The organism is Enterobacter sp. GD03975 (assembly GCF_029838645.1).
Lineage (GTDB): Bacteria > Pseudomonadota > Gammaproteobacteria > Enterobacterales > Enterobacteriaceae > Enterobacter > Enterobacter quasihormaechei.
Genome location: NZ_JAOBZC010000002.1, coordinates 212,498 through 226,810 on the forward strand (window position 1 = coordinate 212,498; position 14,313 = coordinate 226,810).

General features: G+C 62.1%; 10 protein-coding genes. 5 read left to right on the forward strand and 5 right to left on the reverse strand.

What is annotated here, in order from left to right; all coding sequences use genetic code 11:
• Positions 1-9: 9 nt before the first annotated feature.
• Complete coding sequence (gene entC, locus N5C09_RS04695) at positions 10-1,185, reverse strand: isochorismate synthase EntC (RefSeq protein WP_279748548.1); 1,176 nt, start codon at positions 1,183-1,185, stop codon at positions 10-12.
• Between the two features lie 188 nt (positions 1,186-1,373).
• On the opposite strand from entC, the gene fepB reads away from it, so the two are divergent.
• Positions 1,374-2,333 carry a Fe2+-enterobactin ABC transporter substrate-binding protein gene (gene fepB, locus N5C09_RS04700; protein ID WP_107534890.1) on the forward strand — a complete coding sequence of 320 codons (960 nt, stop codon included), beginning with the start codon at positions 1,374-1,376 and terminating at the stop codon, positions 2,331-2,333.
• 61 nt (positions 2,334-2,394) lie between these two features.
• Here the strand turns inward: fepB and entS are convergent, their stop codons facing one another.
• Positions 2,395-3,633 carry an enterobactin transporter EntS gene (gene entS / locus N5C09_RS04705; RefSeq protein ID WP_279748549.1) on the reverse strand — a complete coding sequence of 413 codons (1,239 nt, stop codon included), beginning with the start codon at positions 3,631-3,633 and terminating at the stop codon, positions 2,395-2,397.
• Positions 3,634-3,741: 108 nt separating this feature from the next.
• On the opposite strand from entS, the gene fepD reads away from it, so the two are divergent.
• From fepD to fepC, 3 genes are read left to right on the forward strand one after another with little or no spacing between them, the layout of a single operon-like run.
• Complete coding sequence (gene fepD / locus N5C09_RS04710) at positions 3,742-4,746, forward strand: Fe(3+)-siderophore ABC transporter permease (RefSeq protein ID WP_063866037.1); 1,005 nt, start codon at positions 3,742-3,744, stop codon at positions 4,744-4,746.
• A complete protein-coding gene (gene fepG, locus N5C09_RS04715; RefSeq protein ID WP_074177705.1) occupies positions 4,746-5,735 on the forward strand; it encodes an iron-enterobactin ABC transporter permease in 990 nt (329 codons plus the stop codon). The genes fepD and fepG overlap by 1 nt, the downstream gene beginning before the upstream one ends.
• On the forward strand, positions 5,732-6,526 hold the full coding sequence (gene fepC / locus N5C09_RS04720) for an iron-enterobactin ABC transporter ATP-binding protein (protein ID WP_059357479.1): 795 nt from the start codon (positions 5,732-5,734) through the stop codon (positions 6,524-6,526). The genes fepG and fepC overlap by 4 nt, the downstream gene beginning before the upstream one ends.
• Before the next feature lie 71 nt (positions 6,527-6,597).
• On the opposite strand, the gene entF is transcribed toward fepC, so the two are convergent.
• From entF to fes, 3 genes are read right to left on the reverse strand one after another with little or no spacing between them, the layout of a single operon-like run.
• Positions 6,598-10,455, reverse strand: a complete 3,858-nt coding sequence (entF, locus tag N5C09_RS04725) for an enterobactin non-ribosomal peptide synthetase EntF (protein ID WP_279748550.1) — start codon at positions 10,453-10,455, stop codon at positions 6,598-6,600.
• The gene (locus N5C09_RS04730; RefSeq protein ID WP_063449420.1) at positions 10,452-10,664 is read right to left on the reverse strand and encodes an MbtH family NRPS accessory protein; all 213 of its coding nucleotides are present in this window, start codon (positions 10,662-10,664) and stop codon (positions 10,452-10,454) included. The genes entF and N5C09_RS04730 overlap by 4 nt, the downstream gene beginning before the upstream one ends.
• Positions 10,665-10,674: 10 nt before the next feature.
• A complete protein-coding gene (fes, locus tag N5C09_RS04735) occupies positions 10,675-11,874 on the reverse strand; it encodes an enterochelin esterase (RefSeq protein WP_279748551.1) in 1,200 nt (399 codons plus the stop codon).
• Between the two features lie 145 nt (positions 11,875-12,019).
• Here fes and N5C09_RS04740 point away from each other — a divergent pair, with 145 nt between their 5' ends.
• Positions 12,020-14,260: a TonB-dependent siderophore receptor gene (locus N5C09_RS04740; RefSeq protein WP_279748553.1), complete on the forward strand. Its 2,241-nt coding sequence runs from the start codon at positions 12,020-12,022 to the stop codon at positions 14,258-14,260.
• Positions 14,261-14,313: the final 53 nt, after the last annotated feature.

Below are 14,313 nucleotides of genomic sequence, written 5' to 3' on the forward strand. Positions count from 1 at the left end.
GGGTATTCCTTAGTGCAAACCAAACACGTTAAGCATGGTGGAGAGCTTCACGCCCGTCTCGCGCCACTCGCCCACCGGGGAGGAAGCAGGCACAATGCCCGCGCCGGCAAACAGGCGAACGGTATTTTGATGCAGCCGCGCGCAGCGGATGGTCACCACCCACTCGCCGTTGCCTTCGCTGTCGCACCAGCCAACGATGCCGCCGAACAGTTCGCGGTCGAAGGGCTCCAGCTCGGCAATGAGTTCTTTTGCCGCCTGATGCGGGAAACCGCTCAGCGCCGGGGTCGGGTGCAGCAGGCAGGCCAGCGTCAGGGCGTTTTCGTTTTCACGCGCCTCGCCTTCTACTGGCGTCGCCAGGTGCCACAGCGTCGGTGTAGTGATGAGCTGCGGGGAAGCCGGCATGCTCAGTTGATGGCTGCGCGGTTCCAGAATGGTTTTCATCGCCTGAGTCACCAGGTCGTGTTCGTGACGATCTTTTTCAGAGGCCAGCAGCTTATTGCCCGCCTCGCGATCCAACACATCATCCGGCTGACGCCGCGCGGAGCCTGCCAGCGGCAGGGAGCTAAAGTGCGCGCCCTCTTTGCGCAGCAGCAGCTCCGGGCTGGCGCCCAGCAGCACGCCGCCGTCTTCCAGCGGCACGTGGAAGTTAAAGCTCGCCGGGTTCTGGGCGATCAAACGCTCCATCAGCGCACCGCTATCAATGGTTTTGTCGGTGGCGATATCAATCAGGCGCGACAGCACCACCTTATTCACCTGCGGCGTGGCGGTGAGCGACGCGGCGCGGGCGACCATCTCCTCGAAAACCGGCTGCGGTGGGATCTCGGTGCGTTGTTGCACGTTCAGCGTCTGTGCGCCGGAGGCGTAGCGTGCAGTCTGCTGACGCGCAGGACGAGAGAAGGTCTGCCAGCGCTGCGGAATAAACAGCGACGACGGTTTGCGGGTATCGAAGGGGATCGCCCCTACCATTACCGGATGGGCAATGCCGCTGTTTTTCGCATTTCTGAAAGCCTGAGCCAGTTTCTGCTGAAAGGACCCCGCCGGATCGTCACCGCCGACGGCGGGTTCAGAAAAACGGGCAAAACAACCGGACGTGGTAAAACTGCGGTAAGGCGACATAAAGAAAAAGCTGTCTGATTGCAGCGTGGTCGCGGTGTGCTGAACTTCCTCAGCCAGGGACGTGTCCATATCATCCTCCTTAAAATGATAAAAGAAGCAATAATGATTATCATTTATATTTTCGTCGGCTAACCTAATCCCACAGCGCGCCGCTGTCAACCGTCGGGCCATTAACTTGTGCGACAAATGCTTGCATCCCTTCACGGCAACCATGAAAATGAGAAGCATTATCTTCAATAAAAACAGGATGCCGCTCTGTGAAAATCGCTGCCGTTTGCCGCAATGCCCTTCTTCTGACAGGACTTTTTGTTTTAGGACTAACCTCAGCCGCCGCCGACGACTGGCCGCGCCAGGTCACCGACAGCCGCGGCGTGCACACGCTTGAGAGCAAGCCGACGCGCATTGTCTCCACCAGCGTGACCTTAACCGGCTCCCTGCTGGCCATTGACGCGCCGGTCATCGCCAGCGGTGCGACCACGCCCAACAACCGCGTGGCGGATGCGCAGGGGTTCCTGCGCCAGTGGGGCGATATCGCGAAACAGCGCAAAGTTGCCCGGCTGTATATCGGCGAGCCAAGCGCCGAAGCGGTGGCCGCCCAGATGCCGGACCTGATTCTAATCAGCGCCACCGGCGGGGATTCCGCGCTGGCGCTCTACGATCAGCTCTCCGCCATCGCCCCGACGCTTATCATCAATTACGACGACAAAAGCTGGCAGGAACTGCTGACCCAGCTGGGCACGATGACCGGGCATGAAAAACAGGCCGCTGAACGTATCGCCGCGTTCGATAAACAGCTCGCGCAGGTGAAACAGCAGATGAAACTGCCGCCGCAGCCGGTGAACGCCATCGTCTATACCGCCGCTGCGCACACGGCGAACCTGTGGACGACAGAATCGGCGCAGGGCAAGCTGTTACACCAGCTGGGCTTTACGCTGGCGGCGTTACCCGATGGGCTGCACACCTCAAAAAGCCAGGGCAAGCGTCACGACATTATTCAGCTGGGTGGAGAAAACCTGGCGACAGGGCTGAACGGCGAAGGGCTGTTCGTGTTTGCCGGTGACGAGAAAGACGTGAATGCGATTTATGCCAACCCGCTGCTGGCGCATTTACCGTCGGTGAAAAACAAGCGCGTCTGGGCGCTGGGAACGGAGACGTTCCGCCTGGATTATTACAGCGCGATGTTGGTGTTACAGCGCTTAGATTCAATTTTTAAATAAGTGGCACATTCCCCGTAGGCCCGGTAAGCGCAGCGCCACCGGGCGTTTTGTCGGGTGGCGGCTACGCCTTACCCGACCTACAGGGGCTGAATCGCCGCAATTCCACCAGCGCCACCAGTAAGATCGCGCCAACCATTGCTAACACAAACCCGCTGCTGCTCGCCGACGCCACCGGAGTCATTATTGCCCCCAGCCCGCCGAGGATCGCCGCGCCAATCGCATCGCCCGTCACGTTCTGCGCCGTCCACAGGCCGTTAATACGCCCCAGCATGCCTTCCGGCGTCTGGGTCTGGATCAGGGTGTACTGTAAAAGTGAGCTGACCGCGCTCAGCCAGCCGAAAATCACCAGACACATCACCCCCAGCGCCCAGACCGGCATCAGGCTGAAGAAGCCGATGGCGATAAACGAGGCCAGCGTCGCCACCAGCATAATCAAGCCCGGACGCGCGCTTTGAGCCAGGTTACCGCTGGTCAGCGCTCCGCAGGCCGCGCCGAGCGGAATGGCGGCGTACAGCACACCAATCTCTGAGGCGCTCATCTGCCACTCGCCCGCCAGCGCCGGGTAAAGCACGCGCACGGCGCTCGCCATGGTCAGCAGGCCGCCGAGCAGCGCAATGCCGCCAATCAGCGGGTTACTGAACAGAAAACGAATCGCGGCCATTAACGACTTCAGCGGGTGCTCGCGCGGCTGCGGCGGCGGTGGCAACAGCGGCAGACGCAGCAGCGTCAGCGTGGTGATAAAGGTTCCCGCCGCTGCAAGGCCGTAGTTCCACGCCACGCTGCCGGTGGCCAGCAGCAGGCCGCCGACCATCGGCGAAATCACCGAGCCGAGGCGCACGGTGAGCATGGTGATCGCCCCCGCCTGCATCAGGTTCTCGCGCCCCACCAGCACGGGCGTCGCCGCCAGCAGCGCCGTCACGCCGAGCGAGGCGAAAAAACCGTCCCACAGGCCAAGGGCATAAATCGCCACCAGCGACGGCTCCGGCAGCATCGCGTTCAGACACAGCCCGATAAAGCCCACCCCGCAGGTACCGCGCGCCAGCAGGATCAGCTTCTTACGCTCGTAGCGATCCGCCAGCACCCCGCCGACCATCAGGCCGATAAACATCGCCCCGCCGGTTAAGGTCACGGATAACCCCACCAGCCAGCTGGAGTGCGTCATGGTCTGGATCTGGACGGGCACGGCGACGCCGAGCAGGCCGAGGGACAAAATGGAGATAAAACGGGCGATAAAGACGGCGCGAAATGCCGGGTGCGTCTTAAGCAGGCTGAGGTTAAGCAGCCAGGATTTTTGATTCATGACAAGGCCTTGAGTCTATTTCTACCAATTCCATGGGCGCACATGCTAACATAGCCAAATAAGATAGATAACGATAATCACTATCATTATCAAATCATGGATGTTGCTATGTCGTTTTCCTCTTCTGCGGTGCGCGCCATTGCCGTGCCCGTATTATTGCTACTGCTAATCCTTGCGATTGCACTCAGCCTGCTGGTCGGCGCTAAACCGCTGCCCGCGTCCGTTATTGTCGATGCGCTCTCCGGAACCTGTCAGAGCGCCGACTGCACCATCGTGCTCGATGCCCGCCTGCCCCGTACCCTTGCCGGACTGCTGGCCGGCGGCGCGCTCGGCCTTGCGGGTGCGCTGATGCAAACCCTTACCCGTAACCCGCTGGCGGACCCCGGCATTCTTGGCGTCAACTCAGGCGCAAGCTTTGCCATCGTGCTCGGCGCAGCGCTGTTCGGGTTAACGTCGCCCTCTGAACAGCTGGTGATGGCTTTCTGCGGCGCGCTGGCGGCCTCGCTGGTAGTGGCGTTTACCGGCAGTCAGGGCGGCGGCCAGCTCAGCCCGGTACGCTTAACCCTGGCAGGCGTGGCGCTGGCGGCGGTGCTGGAAGGTCTGTCCAGCGGTATCGCCCTGCTTAACCCGGACGTGTATGACCAGCTGCGCTTCTGGCAGGCCGGTTCGCTGGATATCCGCACCCTTGAAACCTTAAACGTGGTGGCGATCCCGGTCATTATCGCCGCCGTCGTGGCGCTGTGTTTAAGCCGGTCGCTGAACAGCCTGAGTCTCGGCAGCGACACCGCGACCGCCCTCGGCAACCGCGTGGCGCGCACGCAGCTGACTGGCCTGCTCGCTATCACGGTGCTGAGCGGTAGCGCAACCGCCGTGGTCGGCCCGATCGCCTTTATCGGCCTGATGATGCCGCACATGGCGCGCTGGCTGGTGGGCTCGGACCACCGCTGGTCGCTGCCGGTCACGCTGCTGGCGACCCCTGCACTGCTACTGTTTGCCGACGTGCTGGGCCGCCTGCTGGTGCCCGGCGAGCTGCGCGTCTCGGTGGTGAGCGCGTTTATCGGCGCGCCGGTGCTGATCTTCCTGGTACGTCGCAGACGCGGGGGTGGCGCATGATGGCTCCGTCCCGCCGTTTACTCACCAGCGTCTTCCTGCTGGCTATCGCCATTACTCTGCTGGCGGTCTGGAGCCTGCAAAGCGGTGCCGTAGCGCTTGATTTCGCGCAGGTCTTTCATGCCCTCACCGGCAGCGCGCCGCGTAACATCACCATGGTGGTCACCGAATGGCGACTGCCGCGCGTGGCGATGGCGATCCTGGTGGGCGCGGCGCTCGGCGTCAGCGGCGCGATTTTCCAGTCGCTGATGCGTAACCCCCTCGGCAGCCCGGACGTGATGGGCCTGAATACCGGCGCGTGGAGCGGTGTGTTGGTAGCGATGGTGCTGTTCGGGCAGCATCTGACGGCCATTACCTTTACGGCGATGGCGGGCGGCATTTTGACCTCGCTGCTTATCTGGGCCCTGGCCTGGCGCAACGGTATCGACACCTTCCGGCTGATCATTATCGGGATCGGCATCCGCGCCATGCTGATGGCGTTTAACACCTGGCTTTTGTTGCAGGCGTCTCTGGAAACCGCGCTCTCCGCGGGGCTGTGGTATGCCGGTTCACTTAACGGCCTGACGTGGGGCAAAACCTGGCCCGCCGCGCCGCTGATTTTGCTGATGTTTATCGGCGCCCTGCTGCTGGTACGCCGGATGCGCCTGCTGGAGATGGGCGACGACAGCGCCTGCGCGCTGGGCGTGAGCGTTGAGCGTTCGCGTCTGATGCTGATGCTGGTGGCGGTATTGCTGACCGCAGCGTCCACCGCGATTGCCGGGCCGATCTCGTTTATTGCCCTTGTCGCGCCGCATATCGCGCGGCGTCTTAGCGGCACCGCACGCTGGGGCTTGACCCAGGCTGCCCTGTGCGGTGCGATGCTGCTGCTGGCCGCCGATCTCTGTGCCCAGCGGCTGTTTATGCCTTATCAACTTCCGGTGGGCGTGGTGACCGTCAGCCTCGGCGGGATTTACCTCATCGTCTTGCTCGTTCAGGAGTCACGCAAGAAATGACAGATTCAACAACCCGCTTGCGCGGCGAAAACTTGACCCTCGGCTATGGCAAAAAAATCATTGCCCGTGATTTAACCGTCGCCATTCCGGACGGCCACTTCACCGCGATTATCGGACCGAACGGCTGCGGCAAATCGACCCTGCTGCGCACCCTGAGCCGCCTGATGTCGCCGACAGAGGGCAGCGTATTCCTCGACGGGGAGCAGATCCAGCGCTTCGCCAGCAAAGAGGTGGCCAGGCGCATCGGGCTGCTGGCGCAAAACGCCACCACGCCGGGAGATATCACGGTGCAGGAGCTGGTCTCGCGCGGGCGCTACCCACACCAGCCGCTGTTTACCCGCTGGCGCAAAGAGGACGACGAGGCCGTGAAGCGCGCGATGCAGGCAACGGGCATCACCGATCTGGCTCAGCAAAGCGTGGATACCCTCTCCGGCGGACAGCGACAGCGGGCGTGGATCGCGATGGTGCTGGCGCAGGAAACCGCCATTATGCTGCTGGACGAGCCGACGACCTGGCTGGACATCAGCCATCAGATTGACCTGCTGGAGCTGCTGAGCGAGCTGAACCGCACGCAGGGGTATACCCTGGCGGCGGTGCTGCATGATTTAAATCAGGCCTGCCGCTACGCGACGCATCTGATTGCGCTGCGCGACGGCGAGATTGTGGCGCAGGGCGCGCCAAAGGAGATTGTGACGCCAGAGTTGATCGCGCGGATCTACGGCATGCGCTGCATGATTATTGACGATCCGGTGGCGGGCACGCCGCTGGTGGTGCCGTTAGGTCGGCGGTAATTGCCGGACCCGGCCTACAGTCAGCTCCCGTAGGCCGGGTAAGGCGTAGCCGCCACCCGGCGCTTTTGACGTTACTCCAATATTTCCTTCAACACCGGCCCAATCTTTTCAAACGCCTGCGGTGAAATGATATCCACGTGGGCGCAGTCCTGGCTGTAGACCTCCAGCTCGCCCACCCACGGCGCCCAGGCCGTATGCGGATCCATCGTTCGCGTGCGTTCGGCAACAAACAGCGTCGCTTTACCGTCGAACCGTGAACTGTGCGCGGTGGTGAGCAACCGCACCGCGTCCGCGTAGTTGCCTTCAATGGTGTTAAACAATTCGCTGGAGCCCTGCCCCTGCTGGGCGGCGATAAACGCCTGACGCTCGCGCTCGATCTCCGCCAGCACTTCCGGGTCAAGGCCGTTGGCCTCTTTCTCCGCCCAGTTCTGGGTTTCCGGCGGCCAGGTATCCAGCAGACCAAGGAACGCCACCGCTTCGCCCTGCTCGCGCAGACGCGCCGCAATGCCCTGCGCCAGCGTACCGCCGAGCGAATAGCCGAACAGATAATACGGCCCTTGCGGCTGCTGCTTACGCAGCGTTTTCAGGTGATGTTCGATCACCCCATCGAGATCCGCGCACTGCTGCATCGGACCGTTTGGCCGCGGCGACTGAATGCCGGTAATCGACCAGCGAGGGCTGAGATAGCGCGCCAGGACGCTGAACTGCCAGGCAAAGCCGGACGCCGGATGGAAGCAGAACAGCGTCGGGCCGTTGCTTTCACGCAGCGGCAGCAGGGTTTCATACCCCAGACGCTGCGCCTGTTCGTCGCTCAGTTGCGAGTCCAGCAGCGCGCTGAGCTTGCCGACCGTCGAGGCGACCATAATCTGCCCTGGCGTGACCTTGCGGCTGAACGCACGGCCAAGCTGAGCCGCGAGGCGCATCGCCAGCAGCGAGTGGCCGCCGAGGGCAAAGAAGTCGGCGTCGATATCGTTCACTTCGCAGCCCAGCAGCGCGGAAAACGCCTGCGCCACGACGGCTTCGGTTTGCGTCTCGGGTGCGCGACCGGAGGTTTTGCTGGTCAGCTCCGGCAGCGGCAGCGCCTTGCGATCCAGCTTGCCGTTGGCGCTCAGCGGCAGCGCGCTGATTTGCAGCAGCACCACCGGCACCATATGCGGCGGCAGCTGTGCCCTGAGCGAGTCCAGCAGCGCGTCGCGATCCAGCGGCAAACCGGATTCGGACACCACATACCCCACCAGCTGGCGGGCATCGCCGCCCGTTGCCGCTGCCTGGTTGAACACGCACGCATGCGCCACGGCCTGGGCCACGTCCGGCAGCGACAGCATCGCCCGGTCGATTTCACCCAGCTCAATGCGCTGACCGCGGATTTTCAGCTGGTCATCGCTGCGGCCCAGATATTCCACCGCCCCGTTGTCCAGCCAGCGGGCAACGTCTCCGGTGCGATACATCCGCTCGCCTGGGGCAAACGGATCGGCAATAAAGCGGCTGGCGGTGAGGTCGGGGCGTCCCAGATACCCCTGTGCCAGCTGAATGCCGGTGAGATACAGATCGCCCGCCACGCCGAACGGCACCGGGCGCATCATCGCATCCAGAATGCGCAGCCCCGTATTCCACACCGGGAAGCCAATCGGCACGCTGTTGCCCTCCACCGCCGCCAGCTCCGGGCCATACGCCGGATACCAGCTCACGTCCACCGCCGCTTCGGTTGGGCCGTAGAGGTTGTGCAGCGGTACATGAGTGAGCTGCTCCCACTCGCGGCACAGCGCCGTTGGCAGCGCCTCGCCGCTACAGAACACCTGCTTCAGCGTCCTGCAACAGTCGACGTTTTCCGGCGTCAGCGAGGCGACAAATGCCGCCAGCATCGACGGCACGAAGTGGGTGGTGGTTACGCCATATTCTGCGAAGAAGCTCTGCATCGCCTGCGGATCGCGGTGTGCGTCCGGCTCGGCCATCACCAGCTTTGCCCCGGCGATAAACGGCCACCAGAACTCCCACACCGACACGTCAAAGCTGCACGGCGTTTTCTGCGCCACGACGTCATCCGCCGCCAGTGGATAATGATCCTGCATCCACTTCAGGCGGTTAACGATGGCGGTATGCCCCACCATCACCCCTTTCGGGCGTCCCGTTGAACCTGAGGTAAAGATGATGTACGCGGTCTGCTCCGGCTTCGCCAGCCGCAGAGGTTCAGCGTCCGTGGTCGGTAATAGCATGTTGTAACTAAGCGAAGGTATCGGCAGATCGTTAAAGCGCGGAAGCTGCGTGTCGGTGGTAATGAGAAGCGACGGTTTCGCGTCCTCCAGCATCATCCGCAAACGATCGTCCGGGTAGCCGGTATCCAGCGGCAGCCAGGCGGCACCGGCTTCAACAATGCCGTGCAGCGCCAGGGTCAGGAACACTGAACGCGGAAGCGCCACCGCCACGCTGTCGCCGGGCTTCACGCCGCGCGCGCGCAGCAGGGTTGCCAGCGCGACCACCTGCTCGCGCATCTGGCGGTAGTTCAGCTCAATATGGGCATCCGCCAGCGCGGGGGCGTCCGGCGTTTTGTTTGCCTGCTCCGCCACCAGATCCGCCAGCGTGGTGGAAGGCAGCGCCAGGCCAGTATCGTTGATGCGCGCCAGCCGGGCGTATTCCTGCTCGGATACGGTTTCCACGTCGCCACAGCGCAGGTCCGGGTTCGCGGCAAACTGCGTCAGCATCGCGTTCAGGCGCGAAACGTGGCGCTTCAGCGTTGCGTCGTCGTAACGCTGCCTGTTGGCGAGGATCTCAATGCTTAATCCGCCCTGCTCGTCCGGGAACAGCGCCAGCTCCAGATCGTTCACCGGGCCGGTCGCCAGCGTGTGGGTGATGGCCTCCACGCCGTCGATATCCAGCTGATAATCAAACACCTTCACGTTCAGCACCGGCCCAAACAAGGGTTCGTCCCCTGCGGCCCGCCCGCTGTCGCGCACGATCTGCTCGGCGTCGTAGCGCTGATGGCGGCGCATCTTTTTCAGCTGGTTCGCCAGGCGCAGCGCCAGCTCCGGCAGGCTCTCAAGCGGATTAATATTCACCGCCAACGGCAGGACGTTAAGCACCGGGCCGGTTGCGGTCAGCGCGGCGGACCCCATGCGGCGCATAAAGATAAACCCGGCGGCGTAGTCCAGCCGTCCGGTGAGGCGGCCGAGCCACAGCGCCACCAGCGCAAGCGCCAGATCGGTGCGCTGTGCCTGCCCCGCAGCCTGCGCCAGCTGGCTAAAGGCGCGAGCGTCCATTGCAATTTTCAGGCGCAGAATGTCGGTAGTGGCGGCGCGTCCCGGCAGCGGCGCGGAGGAGAGCGAGACCGGAGGAGGAAGCTGTTTGCGCTGCCCGGCCCAGAAAGCACCGTCGCGCTGCCATGCCTCGCTGTCGCGATAGCGCTGATACTCGTCGACGACCTCAGCGAACGGGGTAAACGGTGAGGCTGGGGTGGGTTCCCCTTTCTTCCAGGCAGCGTAAATCGCGGCGATCTGGCGGGTAATCGCCGGGAAACTGAAGCCATCCACCACCAGATGGTGATAGCGCTGATACCAGTACCAGCGGTTGTCACCGACCTGAATCAGCTGATGAAAAGCGAGCGGCTGACCGCTGTCCACGCGCAGATCCTGACTGAGATCGGCCTCCATCAGCGCCACGGCGGCGTCGTGAGAATCAACGCGAACGATGGACGGCTCCGGCAGGATCAGGGTCTCATCGACCCACTGCCAGACCTCGCCGTTATCTTCAGCGAAACGCGTACGCAGGGTATCGGCCTGCATCATGCCTTGCGCAATGGCTTTTGCCAGCAATGGCGCGTCGATATTCCCTTTCAGCTCGGTGTAGTGCGCCACGCTCCAGGCGTTTGGCAGCGAGGAAAGCTGCTCTGCCATCCAGATACCCGGCTGGGCGGCGACGAGAGGAAGACGGTTCATGCGCGCTCCCCCGCAAAACAGGACGGCTCAAGCGTCTGCCAGCGTTGCGCCAGCCACTGCTGGCACGCCTCCTGAGAGTGCGGTTCGCAGACCACGCGCCAGCCCGCGGGCAACTCGCACTGCTGCGGCCACAGGCTGTACTGCCCCTGGTCATTTTGCAAAATGGCGAACTGTCCCTGCGGATTATCGAAAGGATTGCTGAATTCCATACAGACTCCGTTATTGAATGAGCGGCTGCCAGAGGGTCATCAGCCCCTGCGTCAGCCCACCGCGCCAGCAAAGCGCATCGTGCCCGCCGTCAACCTGACGCCAGAATACCGGTTGCTGTGCGTGTAGTTCGGCGTAAATCGCCTGGTTTGCGCGCAAGATAAGCGGCTCATTGCGCCCGGCCTCAAGGACGATGCGCAGCCCGCGAGCGGTTTTTTCACCCGCTTTAAGTTGTTCGATGAGCAGCCCGTCCTGCTGTGCGCCGCGGTGCGGCCACCAGTAAGATCCGGACTGGCTGAGAATGCAGCCAAACCGCTGCGGCCAGTTGAGGCCGGCATAGAGCGAAGAGAGCCCGCCGAAGCTCTGGCCCGCCACCACGGTGCGATCGGCGCGATCGCTGAAGGGCGCAATGCTGTTCACCTGCGGGAGAAGCTCTTCCTGCACCGCCAGCCAGAAATCAGGGTTGCAGGGCAGCTCGCGGCTGCGGTGCGCGGTGTCTATCACGTCGATCAGCACGTAAACCGCTGGCGGCAGTTTGCCTTCACGGGTGAGCGACGTCAGCGCGGGCCAGATCGGCATGCTTTCGGCCCAGAACTGCCCGTCGAGGAAGACCGCCAGCGGGCGACCGGGGTTATCATCGCCGGTGGTAAAAATCCACACGCGGCGACGGTTCTTCAGGCGCGCGCTGTTCCACGTAATGCAGACGGGCTTTTTATAAGGCGTATCGGGATGGTTCCAGCCCGGCTGAACGGGGGCCGCAGGCATTTCCAGCGCCGAGACGGCGTGCCCGCGCCCGCCGCGCCAGCTCTGCGCATTCAGCGGGTCAGAAATTGCGTGCGGCAGCAGTTTTCGCCAGCCTTCGCGCAGCGCCATGCGGTCCGGCTGATCGCCTTCAAACACTGCATCGGCAAAATCGTTTTCGTTATCGGTGGGGATAAAACAGTAGCTGCCGCGCCATTCGGGGCTGAACTCCCCCTGCCAGTGCCAGACGTCGGTATCCGGGATACGTTCAAGCGATTGCGGGCGGGCATTCTGATGGTGGTCGGTCACGCCGGTAACGTAGAGCCAGACGCGCTTGATCGTTGAGGTCTGCTGGGTTCCTGCCGGGTCCCGCCACCAGAATGTGACGCGATAGTTTTCCTCATGACGTTCCCATTCCGGCCCGTTTTTCGACTGCCACCACGCTTCACTTCCGGTTGTTAACGCCGTCACCCTTATAACCCCATGTTTAACAATATTTTTTGTTTCAGAGCAAATTTTATTGATAATATTATTGATAACTATTTGCATTTGCAATAGCGTATTGCCCGCGCTGTGGGAAGCGCGTTCATAAATAACCATAAAAGCGGGACGTACAATGAATAAGAAGATTCACTCTCTGGCCTTGCTGGTCAATTTAGGGATTTATGGCGTCGCGCTGCCCGCCATGGCAGACGACAACGCCGCCTCCGCGCAGCACGAAGACACCATGGTGATCACCGCCGCCGAGCAGAATTTGCAGGCGCCAGGCGTGTCGACCATCACCGCCGATGAGATCCGCAAAAACCCGCCCGCGCGGGACGTGGCGGAAATCATCCGCACCATGCCGGGCGTTAACCTGACCGGGAACTCCACCAGCGGCCAGCGCGGGAATAACCGTCAGATCGACATTCGCGGCATGGGCCCGGAAAACACCCTGATCCTGATCGACGGCAAGCCCGTCACCAGCCGCAACTCCATCCGCCTGGGCTGGCGCGGCGAGCGTGATACCCGCGGCGATACCGGCTGGGTGCCGCCAGAGATGATCGAGCGCATCGAAGTGATCCGCGGCCCGGCCGCCGCGCGCTACGGTAACGGCGCGGCGGGCGGCGTGGTGAACATCATCACCAAAAAATTCGACGACCAGTGGCACGGCTCCTGGAACACCTACCTGAACGTGCCAGAACATAAAGACGAAGGTTCTACCAAGCGCACCAACTTTAGCCTGAGCGGCCCGCTGGGCGGCGACTTCAGCTTCCGCATGTTCGGTAACCTGGACAAAACCCAGGCCGACGCGTGGGACATTAACCAGGGTCATCAGTCTGACCGCACGGGCGCTTACGCCAACACCCTGCCCGCGGGCCGCGAGGGTGTAGAGAACAAAGACATCAATGGCGTGGTGCGCTGGGACTTCGCGCCGATGCAGTCGCTGGAGTTTGAAGCGGGCTACAGCCGCCAGAACAACCTGTATGCGGGTGACACGCAGAACACCAACAACGACAACGCGCTGGTGAAGAAAAACTACGGCAAAGAGACCAACCGTATTTATCGCCAGAACTTCGCCGTAACCTGGAACGGCGGCTGGGATAACGGCATTACCACCAGCAACTGGGCGCAGTACGAACACACCCGCAACTCCCGACTGGGCGAAGGGCTGGCGGGCGGTCTGGAAGGCCTGTTCAACAGCAATAAATTCACCGATACCGACCTGGCCGACGTGATGCTGCACAGCGAAATCAACCTGCCGATTGATTTCATTGTGAACCAGAACCTGACGCTCGGCACCGAGTGGAACCAGCAACGGATGAAGGATTCAACCTCCTTCACGCAAACCCAGCAGGGTGGCACCATCCCGGGCATGAGCGAAGACCGTAGCCCGTACACGTCAGCGGAGATCTTCTCCCTGTTCGCTGAGAACAACATGGAGCTGACCGACAGCACCATGCTGACCCCTGCCCTGCGCTTCGATCACCACACCATCGTGGGCAATAACTGGAGCCCGTCCCTGAACCTGTCGCAGGGTCTGGGGGATGACTTCACCCTGAAGATGGGGATTGCGCGCGCCTACAAAGCACCAAGCCTGTACCAGACCAACCCGAACTACCTGTTGTACAGTAAAGGCCAGGGCTGCTACGCCAGTTCCGACGGCGTGGGCTGCTACATGATGGGTAACGACGATCTGAAAGCGGAAACCAGCATCAACAAAGAGATTGGCCTGGAGTGGAAACGCGACGGCTGGCTGGCGGGCGTGACCTGGTTCCGCAACGACTACCGCAACAAGATTGAAGCGGGCTACGCGCCGATTGGCCAGACCTCCACCGGTAAAGTCACCACCGATATCTACCAGTGGGAAAACGTGCCGAAGGCGGTGGTGGAAGGTCTGGAAGGCTCCCTGAACGTGCCGGTCAGCGACACCATCAACTGGACCAACAACATCACCTATATGCTGCAAAGCAAGAACAAGGAGACCGGCGACCGTCTGTCGATCATTCCGGAGTACACGCTGAACTCGACCCTGAGCTGGCAGGTGCATCAGGACGTGTCGCTTCAGTCGACCTTCACCTGGTACGGCAAGCAGCAGCCGAAGAAGTACAACTACAAAGGTCAGCCGGTGACCGGGTCTGAGAAAGACGAAGTCAGCCCGTACAGCATCGTTGGCCTGAGCGCCACCTGGGACGTGACCAAAAACGTTAGCCTGACCGGCGGCGTGGACAACGTCTTCGACAAGCGCCAGTGGCGCGCGGGTAATGCCCAGACGACCGGAAATGCCACCACCGGTGCGTATATGTACGGTGCGGGTGCCTACACGTATAATGAACCGGGTCGCACCTGGTATATGAGCGTGAATACACGTTTTTAAGGCACTGAAGTCAATCCTTCCCTCTCCCCTCCGGGGAGAGGGTCAGGGTGAGG